The 10,711-nt window shown below is 43.7% G+C and carries 9 protein-coding genes; 3 read left to right on the forward strand and 6 right to left on the reverse strand.

Annotated elements, in window-relative coordinates; genetic code table 11:
* Window positions 1-77: 77 nt before the first annotated feature.
* Complete coding sequence (locus tag JMX63_RS12125) at window positions 78-2,006, reverse strand: glycine betaine ABC transporter substrate-binding protein (RefSeq protein ID WP_201572623.1); 1,929 nt, start codon at window positions 2,004-2,006, stop codon at window positions 78-80.
* 454 nt (window positions 2,007-2,460) lie between these two features.
* Window positions 2,461-3,945: a coniferyl aldehyde dehydrogenase gene (locus JMX63_RS12130; protein ID WP_201572624.1), complete on the reverse strand. Its 1,485-nt coding sequence runs from the start codon at window positions 3,943-3,945 to the stop codon at window positions 2,461-2,463.
* A 410-nt stretch (window positions 3,946-4,355) separates the two neighbouring features.
* On the opposite strand from JMX63_RS12130, the gene lipB reads away from it, so the two are divergent.
* The 3 genes from lipB to JMX63_RS12145 all read left to right on the forward strand — a co-directional run bounded on the left by lipB (window position 4,356) and on the right by JMX63_RS12145 (window position 6,542).
* Entirely contained in the window at window positions 4,356-5,195 is an 840-nt protein-coding gene (gene lipB / locus JMX63_RS12135; RefSeq protein WP_134292504.1) for a lipoyl(octanoyl) transferase LipB, read from the forward strand.
* Window positions 5,196-5,389: 194 nt separating this feature from the next.
* Entirely contained in the window at window positions 5,390-5,920 is a 531-nt protein-coding gene (locus JMX63_RS12140) for an inorganic diphosphatase (RefSeq protein WP_057759479.1), read from the forward strand.
* A 157-nt stretch (window positions 5,921-6,077) separates the two neighbouring features.
* The gene (locus JMX63_RS12145) at window positions 6,078-6,542 is read left to right on the forward strand and encodes a hypothetical protein (protein WP_201572626.1); all 465 of its coding nucleotides are present in this window, start codon (window positions 6,078-6,080) and stop codon (window positions 6,540-6,542) included.
* Between the two features lie 146 nt (window positions 6,543-6,688).
* Here the strand turns inward: JMX63_RS12145 and JMX63_RS12150 are convergent, their stop codons facing one another.
* From JMX63_RS12150 to JMX63_RS12165, 4 genes are all read right to left on the reverse strand, one after another.
* Window positions 6,689-7,504, reverse strand: a complete 816-nt coding sequence (locus tag JMX63_RS12150; protein WP_201572628.1) for a sulfite exporter TauE/SafE family protein — start codon at window positions 7,502-7,504, stop codon at window positions 6,689-6,691.
* Between the two features lie 113 nt (window positions 7,505-7,617).
* Window positions 7,618-8,133 (reverse strand): flavin reductase, encoded by a 516-nt coding sequence (locus JMX63_RS12155; protein WP_160020865.1) that lies wholly within the window; start codon window positions 8,131-8,133, stop codon window positions 7,618-7,620.
* 105 nt (window positions 8,134-8,238) lie between these two features.
* On the reverse strand, window positions 8,239-9,267 hold the full coding sequence (locus JMX63_RS12160; protein ID WP_201572630.1) for a methionine synthase: 1,029 nt from the start codon (window positions 9,265-9,267) through the stop codon (window positions 8,239-8,241).
* 54 nt (window positions 9,268-9,321) lie between these two features.
* On the reverse strand, window positions 9,322-10,359 hold the full coding sequence (locus tag JMX63_RS12165) for a DUF1852 domain-containing protein (RefSeq protein ID WP_201572631.1): 1,038 nt from the start codon (window positions 10,357-10,359) through the stop codon (window positions 9,322-9,324).
* Between the last annotated feature and the right edge of the window lie 352 nt (window positions 10,360-10,711).

A 10,711-nucleotide genomic window follows, 5' to 3' on the forward strand; every position in this document is an offset into this window, starting at 1 on the left:
TCACTATTCACGTGGTTTTTATCATTATGGCTTCGGTCGATTACCATGGGTTCAGTCGTATGCCACTAGATAATTTTTTATCCAATCGGACGTCTGCCTGCTTCGATGGTTTTTTGACGGGTACGCTTACCTTGACCAAATGCTTGCGTAATACGGTCAATGATAATAGCAACGATGACGATGGCCGTACCTGCTTGTAGACCCTGACCGATATTGAGCGTTTGGATAGACTGCAATACATCTTCACCAAGCCCAGGAGCACCAATCATTGAAGCCAATACCACCATGGCAAGTGACATCATCACAGCCTGATTGATACCTGCCATAATACTGGGCAGCGCTTGTGGCAATTTAATCCAGAGAAGTAGCTGTAGGTGGGTACTACCAAAGGATCGTCCTGCTTCGACCATTTCATGATTGACTTGTGTAATCCCTAATGTCGTCAGACGAATCAAGGGTGGCAAAGCATAAATCACGGTCGCGAATAACGCAGGCACTTTACCAATACCAAACAACATCAGCACTGGTATGAGATATACAAAACTCGGCATGGTCTGCATGATATCTAGCACTGGCGTCACAGTCTTGCGTAGCAGTTTGCTACCTGACATGGCAATACCAATAGGAATACCAATCACGACCGTGACCAGTACCGATACGATAAGCAGCGCTAAAGTATCGATCAGTGCGCCCCATAAGCCAAAAGCACCTATCAAAAATAGCCCTGCACCACATGCCAGCGCGAACCAAATCTTGCGGACACCAAACCAGCCAAGCACAGTCACAAATGCAATAATCAGCCAAGGCGGGATAACCGTTAATAATCGTTCAATAGGTAGTAGCAGATAAGTAAGGGCCATCGTGCTAATAGTACGAAATACATCACCATAGTTTTGGACGACGTTTGCTAAGGCATTATTGAGTGGGGTCTCAAGCGACCATGAAGGAAAGCTTGATGCGAGCGCTGACGCATTGATACTAGATGCAGTTGCTTCTTTAGAGATAGCACCCGTTGAGCTAAGGCCTAACTTGGTAGCGAGATTGGTAGCGGCCTCATCGGATAACCATGCTTGCCAAACCTCTGGGTTGTCACGCAAAAACACCATGGCCTGCTCATCGCCAGTGCGTTTACTTTCGCTCATCTCCAAGATAGCACCGTTTAGCTCATCAGAGGTAAATTGCACCTTTTCAAAGACAGCTGCTAGTTCAGGATTAGATTCTATAAATGGAGTAGAAACGGCAATACCTAACGGCGATACTGGGAATCCTGACACACAATCCATCTTACCATCAGCGAGCAGCAGATTTTGCCAACAAGCATCCTCATAAGCTGGGAACTCTAATGGCGCAAGGTCATATTTTGCCATTAGCCCAGTGGGTTGCCAGTAGTAAAACAACAGTGGCTTATGCTGCTCGAAAGCGGAGGCAATTTCGGCATCGAGAGCAGCACCTGTACCAGGGTGTGCGTTGTTAAAAAGACTGTCTAGACCGGTGGTTTTTAGCAAACGTGTGTTAAAAATCTCACACGTCCAACCAGAGGGACAGTTCATAAAGCGAGATTTACCAGGATCTTCAGGGTCTTTAAATAGCTCCGTATATTTAGGCAGATCTTGATAGCTGCGTAGTCCTGGGTTTTCTTCCAAAACGTATCGCGGGACATACCAGCCTTGAGTTGCACCGCCTTTTAGCGTATCGCCGATGATGGCTACTTTATTCTGCTCAATGGCTTTTTCCATGATTGGCGAACGGCCAACCCACTGTTCCCCGATGACCTGAATGTCATTCTGTGAGAGCGCCGTATCAAGTGCAGGCCCTGCTCCTGGTACGTCCTCTACTATGCAGCCGTATCCATCTTCTACGATATGTCTGAGTACGCCGGAGGTGAACTGCCCACTCTCCCAGGTTAGCGCCCCAAATTTAATAGGCGAGTTGCAGGCTGCAGACGCCGATACAGGCAATAGTATCGCGCTCATCCACAGTAAGCTTAATGCAATCCATTGGCGCATACTCTTTCCTATTATTATGTTGTATCGGCATGAAATCACTATCAAAACAATAGAACTAAAAAACAGCTAAACGTCGCTATATCAAGTTTACCAATGCTGGCTCTAGACCATTCAGCTACTATCTACTGTTGTTTAGACTTACTACAAAGTGTAGCGATTTATAGAAGTGATGACAAACGCTTATTTGTCGATTAACGCATTAGATAAATTTACGATAATTTTGATAAAGCTCTTATGACAAGTCGCTCTTAATTTGAGAAATCTATATTCGAGAAGTCATATTTTAGACAAAAAAATAGCACCTATCTGGATAGGTGCTATTGGTTATGGAATCGATTAAAAAAGGTCACTATTAATTTCTATAGCTACTATAAAATGTCTAATTCAAGAATTGTTACTTTAAAGGCAATTATTTTAAGAGCGGTCATATTAAAAGTGGTTATCTTAAAGACGATTATTTCAAAAAAAGCGCCATCGCCTTTTTAAACAGTCCACCATAAGGCGGCAATAATAAATTCAGGCCATTGAGCTTGGTTTGGACAAAAATCGGCTTCATATGGCTGAGGCGTTCAAAGCCGGCCTTACCATGGTATGCGCCAGTACCAGAGTCACCCACACCACCAAACGGCAAATCATGCTGAGCCACATGTATCAAAACTTCGTTGATACACAAACCACCCGAGACCGTATTATTACGTACGTTTTCGATACTGCTGTAGTTGTCACTAAACACATATAGCGCCAATGGACGTGGACGCGAGTTTACAAAGTAAATGGCATCATCAAGCGTCTCATAATGCATCAGCGGCAATATCGGAGCAAAAATCTCGTTTTGCATGAGGTCGCTGTCAGGCGCAGGCTCGCTGACGATGACTGGCGGCATTAGACGGGTTTCTATATTGGGTTCGGCGCCAGTTAACGCATGTACCTCGCCACCTGTTAGCGCATCTAGATAGCCTTTTACCCGTTTAAACTGCTCACCATTAATAATGCGAGAGTAATCTGGGTTTTCTTCGATATCAGGATAATGCTTGGTCATCCACTCTTTTGCAAGTTCGATAAACTGGTCATGGTATTGGCGCTGAATCAAGACATAATCTGGCGCAATACACGTCTGTCCAGCATTTAGTGTCTTACCCATCATCACTCGATTGACGACAGACTCTAGATTGGCATCATCTAGTACGATCACTGGTGATTTACCACCAAGCTCAAGCGTCACTGGCGTTAGATTTGGCGCAGCAGCAGCCATGACTTTTTTGCCCACCGCAGTCGATCCAGTATATAGTAGGTGATCAAATGGTAGCTCACTAAAGGCGGCGGCAATCTCAACTTCACCGAGCACCACACAGATCATATCTGGCGAAAAATAACGAGCAATGGCGTCAGCAAACGTCTGAGCAAATTGCGGCGCGGCCTCACTCATTTTGACCATAATTCGGTTGCCTGCGGTGATTGCATCAATCATCGGGCCAATTGCTAAAAATAATGGATAGTTCCAAGGCACCATGATACCGACCACACCCAATGGCTGAGGCTGAATTTCATTATGGGCTGGCATATATAGCGCTGAAATAGGCGCACGATGTGCTTTCATCCACTTTTTGCCGTGTTTCTTGGCGTGGCTGATACCGGTAAAGCTAGGAAACAACTCAGCAAACTGCGTCTCTGACTGGCTACGATAGCCAAAGTCTGCACTAATCGCCTTTGCAAAACTCTCTTGGTTATCGCTAAGCATCACTTCTAGATTGTCTAGCTGCGTCGTACGTGTGCCCCAATCATTGATTGGCTGGGTACGGCTTAACATTTGCAAGCGTGCAAATTGCGCTTTCATCTCATCGATAGTCTTCGCCGTACTTAGTGCTTCAGGCACACGCTGCAGCGCAAAACCGGTCTCGGTCACTGCCTGCTCATGGGCGCTTTGGTTGCTATCTGTCATTTGTCTTCCTTGTCATAATCATAATAATAGTCATAAGGTTTGTAATCACTATACTATATTGGGTTAGAGGCTCTATCTTTCTTTCTAGTCAGGTGCACTCTTTGATAACCTACTCTGACTATAAACTTCATCAGATTCCATTCATCACACTTTAATGTAGCGCATCGACTGAGCAATGAACAGCATCTTTGGTTGACTACTGCGTCTGTACTAGCAGTACCTTTATAAGCGACTTACCACTGTTCTATACCTATTATTTCATCATCAATTGCTAGCTGTTTTCTATTAGCATTTACGCCATTTACAGACATTGCGCCAGTATATATCTTTGGGCGATAGTCGCCAAAACTGCTACACTACCGATGAGCATTATTTATTTTAAACTTGATAATAATAAGACAGATACTCTCATGCAAAATGACACACAACCCCTTAATGACACGCTTGTCAGCAAATCTCTCTCAGCCGCCGATTATGTCCCTACTCTCGATGCGATGCTGGCACGCACCCTCGAACGTATCGATCTAAAAAAACAACAAGGGCTGCGTACGCCTGATGAATTGTGGATTGTCGATCATAACGACGTCTACACGCTGGGACAGGCAGGCAAAGAAGAGCATATATTACAGCGTACTGACACGCCTATCATCAAGACCGATCGCGGTGGTCAGGTGACATGGCACGGTCATGGGCAGCTGGTTATCTATTGGTTGTTTGACTTAGACAGTCTCAAATGGAGTGTACGCAATCTCGTCTCCCATGCTGAGCAAGCGATAGAAGACGTCATCAATGACTGTTTGAGTAGCTCACCATCTAATAGTGATAATATCAGTGCTCATGCACGCCGTGATGCCCCAGGTGTCTACTTATATGCAGATACTGCTGCAACAGATGACAGCACCTCTACAGATGACAACTCTCTTGATAATAAGATTATGCTGGGCAAAATGGCCTCGCTAGGCTTTAAGATTAAGCATGGCTTTAGCTACCATGGTATTGCGATTAATTTAAATTGTGACCTGTCTTCATTTAACGCCATCAATCCTTGTGGCTATGCTGGCATGCAAATGTTGCGATTGTCTGACTTTGTAGCCATGCAGACAGATTCAGAGCAAACAGAGCCAGATGCGCAGACTGAGCAGCAAATGAGCGATTCATTCAGCTATGAGACAGTCACTCAAAAACTTATTGATAACATCGCCAAGCGTCATGCTGGGCTGATTGAGTTGCGAGCTATCTCGCCCAAGTAAGTTCTGAGCCTATTTTTGCATAATCTTTTTTTGCATAATATCTTGCACGCTTAGACTTAAATATTAAGAGAAAATTCAGTACAAACTTGCTATAATCGCATGCAGTACAAATTGGACGCAGCAATTATCCTTGCTGTATCCCTAGCTCAACCCCTTATTCAAACATCTAAAACAAAAGCAAATTGGAGCATTTTATGGCAGATTTTAACAAAATTTTGGACGCAGGCGACGTAGACGGCGGCATCATCAACGTAGTAGTAGAGATCCCAGCTGGTAGCAGCCATAAAATTGAGTGGAATCGCGAATTAGCAGTATTTGAGCTTGACCGTATTGACCCACAGATTTTTGCCAAACCTTGTAACTATGGCTTCATCCCACAAACACTTGACGAAGACGGTGATGAGCTTGACGTACTGCTATTGACTGAACAGCCACTACCGACTGGTATTTTCTTAAAAGCCAAAGTTATCGGTGTCATGAAGTTTGTTGATGATGGCGAAGTAGATGACAAAATCGTTGTCGTACCTGCTGATGACCGTGATACAGGCAATGCTTACAACAGCTTAGAAGACCTACCAAAGCAGTTAATCAACCAGTTAGAGTTCCATTTCAGCCATTACAAAGACCTGAAAAAAGCTGGTACGACGGTTGTTGAATCTTGGGGCGATGTCGCAGAAGCGAAAGAAGTTATCAAAGAGTCTATCCAACGTTGGAAAGATCTATAATTATCAAATATGGGCAAAAATGCCAATAACGATAAATAAAAAAATACCGCAGTCACCATAGTGGCCGCGGTATTTTTTTGCTTGAATATTACTTATCTAACATGGTTATAATGAGCATATAACTCATTCACACTTATACGCCGTAATAAGGACAGTCATGTTTAACCCCGACCCTAGCGCAAAACCGGTCAATACCAAGTTGCCAAAAGACGTCATTATGATGGTCGAAAAAAACAACCTAGTAATGGCCATCAAAACTTTGGCGGCAGACGAAAACATCAGTATGGATGAAGCCAAAAGTAGAATTGATGCTTATGAGACCCAGCTAAAAGTAAAGCAACAACAGAAGCTCAATACTATCGCTAGTAAACAAGGCATTCCAAATCAAGCCATCAGCTTTGATAGAGAGCAAGAAGAAGACGAGCCTGGGCCATTGGTAAAAAATCGTGTTAAAACGACCAAACAAAGTCAAGGGTTTAAGGGGCTGCAAGATGGTGTCGATAGTCAGTTGAATGACTTAGGCTACAAGAAACCCCTACTACCTTATTGGCTAAAACGATTGCTCGTGATTGCTGTCTTGATGATAGGAATATTTTGGATATTATGGCGAGTATTTGGTTAAGTGATTTAGCTAAATAAAGGACTGAATCAACATACCTTCTATAAAACTGCATACCGACTAGCTACAATTTAAGAATGTAGCTAGTCGGTATGCTAATTGAAAACCTACCCTTGAATCCTTTCAAGCGTCCATTAATCTCAAATTACTCAGAGCAACCCTTTATATAAGAAGTAACAGCCTACGACAGTCAACAGTACCGCAAAGCATTTTTTCAGCAACTGTGGCGATAATGCGTGAGCGACTTTTGCGCCTATCTTGGCGGTGAAAAAGCTCATGATGCTAATGCCTAAAAAAGCATAGATATGGACAAAGCCAATCGTATTGGGCACGTCGACTTGCGCTTGCATGCCAAAGAACATAAATCCTAGCGCACCTGCAATGGCGATAGGTAAACCACAAGCGGCTGAGGTTCCAACGGCTTTTTGCATCACCACACCGTAACGTGTGAGATAAGGTACGGTTAAGCTACCACCGCCAATCCCAAAAATAGCAGAAGCAATACCGATACCCGCCCCTGCTGCTAATTGCTTAGGCTTTGAAGGCAAAGCTATATGAACATTACCAGCATCGCTATTTGCTTTCTTTTTACCACCCATAAACATTTTATAAGCGACCCAAAGCAAAAACACACCAACAATCAACTGCAGATATAAACCAGATATCTGTCCTGCGATCCCTGCTCCTAAAAAGCAGCCTATTGCTAAGCCTGGCGTCAGATTTTTAAAGACAGGCCACATGACTGCGCCTTTCTTATTATGCGCCATGAGCGAGCTTATGGACGTGACAATAATGGTTGCCAGTGAAGTACCCAAGGCCAAGTGCATAATACTGTCAGAACTGTAACCCATTTGCGTAAAGACAATAAATAGCAGTGGTACGATAATAGTCCCACCGCCCACTCCAAATAGCCCCGCAGCAAATCCTGCTAGCGCCCCTATTACTAAAAAAGTTATTAATTCCACAGGATAGTTACTTCTTATTTAGATTTAATGAGATGATAATTATAGTTAAACGACTGCTTAATGTTGAACGAGCAATAGCCCATAGGCTCAGGGGTTGGACTATAAATACTGGATTAAATAAGTTCCACTTGCCCCACTCTAGAGTAGGCACGGTTAAAGTAAACCAACCCTTCATCAGTGCCGCCTTGTGGCTCAGCCTGATTGATGGCGACAATGCGGCACATAAAGACGCTATGCGTGCCGACTTCTTGAATTTGTTCAATCTCACAATCAAAGCTGACCAAGGCATCCTCCAGTACAGGAGCGCCTGTTTGTAATTGTGTCCAAGAACCATATTCAAACCGTTCTTCTGAACACAATTTAGAGGCAAAAGCATTGGACAGCTGCTCATGTTGCGCGCCTAACACATTGACACTTAAAATCTTGTTTTCCAGAAAGTAGCCATGTGACCGAGACGTTTGATTCATACAGACAAGCAAGGTCGGCGGTGTGTCTGTGACACTACATACTGCCGATGCTGTAAACCCATGCATGCCCGTCGCACCTGCTGTGGTCACCACATTGACCGCAGTCGTTAGCAAAGACATGGCATCTCTAAAGTCGGTCGCGTCAATCCTATCTTTAATCATTGCTTCAATCCCGAGAAACGTTAAAAAATAACGTTAAAAAATTGTGCTTCAATTTTAGTTTTGCAAGGGAAATTCTTTAAATAGAATTTCCTAAACGGCTCAACTCTAAGCAGTCAGTTCTTGACGAACGATTTGAGCACCAGCGCTTAAGGCCGCGAGCTTACCACGTGCGACTTGGCGAGACAAAGGTGCCATGCCGCAGTTAGTGGCAGGATACAGCTTGTCAGCATCGACAAATTGTAGCGCTTTGCGTAGCGTATCTGCTACCTCTTCTGGTGTCTCGATAGTGTTGGTTGCCACATCAATGGCACCGACCATCACTTTTTTACCACGAATCAATTCAATCAGATCCATAGGTACACGTGAGTTTTGACACTCAAGTGAGACAATATCGATTTTCGACTGTTGCAATTTAGGGAACGCTTTTTCGTATTCGCGCCACTCTGAACCCAGTGTCTTTTTCCAATCGGTATTGGCTTTGATGCCATAGCCGTAGCAAATATGGACAGCTGTCTCACATTTTAGGCCTTCAATGGCGCGCTCTAAAGTTGCAATACCCCAGTCGTTCACATCATCAAAGAATACATTAAATGCTGGCTCATCAAACTGGATAATATCGACGCCAGCCGCTTCTAATTCTTTTGCCTCTTGGTTCAGGATTTTAGCAAATTCCCAAGCCAATTTTTCACGGCTTTTATAATGACCGTCATATAACGTATCAATCATCGTCATCGGCCCTGGCAACGCCCATTTGATTGGCTGATCAGTTTGCTGACGCAAAAACTTAGCATCATCAACGAATACGGACTTCGGACGGCTCACCGCACCAACAACTGAGGGCACGCTCGCATCGTAGCGATTGCGGATTTTGACCGTCTCACGCTTCTCAAAGTCGACACCATCAAGGTGTTCGATGAACGTAGTCACAAAGTGTTGACGGGTCTGCTCGCCATCACTGACAATATCAATCCCTGCATGCTGCTGCTCTTGCAATGATACACGTAGCGCATCTTGCTTGGCTTCAAGCAACTGCTCGCCCTCTAACGCCCAAGGTGACCAAATTTTCTCTGGTTCTGCTAGCCAAGACGGTTTTGGTAAGCTGCCAGCGGTAGACGTCGGTAATAGTAGTTTCATACGATTTATCTTCTAATTAATTTATTTTTTATTATGTTGATGAGTGATGCTCAGTTAAGCGGCTTGCTTCCTAGCCGTTTCTTTTTCAGCGGCTTCTTTTTGAGCAGTATCGCCTGTTACATCATAGCTTGCAGCCCATTCCTCAAGGATAGTTTGATACGGCTTGATAAAATGTGTCTCTGTAAATCTGCCTTGGGTTACTGCCATTTGACTGCGTTCGGCGCGGTCATAGACCACTTGCGTCAATGAATAGTCTTGGTAGTCCAGGCTAGGTTGATACACTTGTCCAGCGCTTGAGTTGGCATTGTAAATCTCAGGACGGTAGATCTTCTGAAAGGTCTCCATAGTACTAATTGCACTAATCAGCTCAAGATCGGTGTAATCACTTAGCAAATCCCCTGCAAAATAAAATGCTAGCGGCGCGGCACTACCTTCAGGCTTAAAATAACGTACCGTTAAGCCCATTTTATGAAAGTAGTCGTCGGTCAACGAGTATTCATCTTGCTTGTATTCAATGCCCAATACAGGGTGCTGATTGACAGTACGGTAGTAAGTCTTGCTGGTTGACACGCTTAGGCAAATCACAGGTTTTTTGTGAAAGTGAGCGTTGTAAGCCTCTGAATTCAATAAATATTGAAACAGCTTGCCGTGCAACTCACCAAAATTATCTGGCGTTATGGATGCTAGGTTTTTGTCGCGATGCTCTGGTAACACAATACTAAAGTCATAATCACGCACATAAGAGGAGAAGCTGTTGCCAACCATACCGTCGATACGCTTGTTTTCTTTGTGATCCACAATCGTTGTTTTTAGCGTTTCGATAATAGGAAACGTCTGACCATTGCCTTTAACATCTAGATCGACAGAGATGATATCAACTTCAACAGAATAACGATCTGCTGTCAGATTGTCCCAATGCGCCAATGCATTAAAGCGGTTATTGATCATGGTTAACGTTTTGCGTAAGTTCTCTTGGCGGTGCTCGCCGCGTGCCAAATTTGCAAAGTTAGTCGTCAAACGCGTGCTATCTGCAGGCTGATAGTTTTCATCAAAACGAATGTGCTTAATTGAACAATTGAATTCTTTACTCATGGTGATCCGCTACCTTATTTATCTGAGATAAAACCAAATCTGTGTATGAGGTGAATCATACCGAAATCTAAACATGAATAAAAACGATACAATTTAAACATAAGATGAATTTTATTCATCTTTCTTAGAATTAAAGATACGTAGGAAATTTAACAGCAGAAGTTTCGAGTATTTATTTATCGCATAATTAAGCCTTTCACATACTGGTGGCGAAGAAGATTCTTATATAGTCAATCCACAATAAAACTGGAACAGCCCATATCCTGAAACAGTTTAGGCAGATTATTCTCCATCCACCCTTGTCGTAGAAACTTTGCTTGCGCCCATTTCTTTTCAATAGGGTTCAGATCAG

This window comes from Psychrobacter nivimaris, from assembly GCF_904846365.1.
GTDB classification, from domain to species: Bacteria; Pseudomonadota; Gammaproteobacteria; order Pseudomonadales; family Moraxellaceae; genus Psychrobacter; species Psychrobacter nivimaris_B.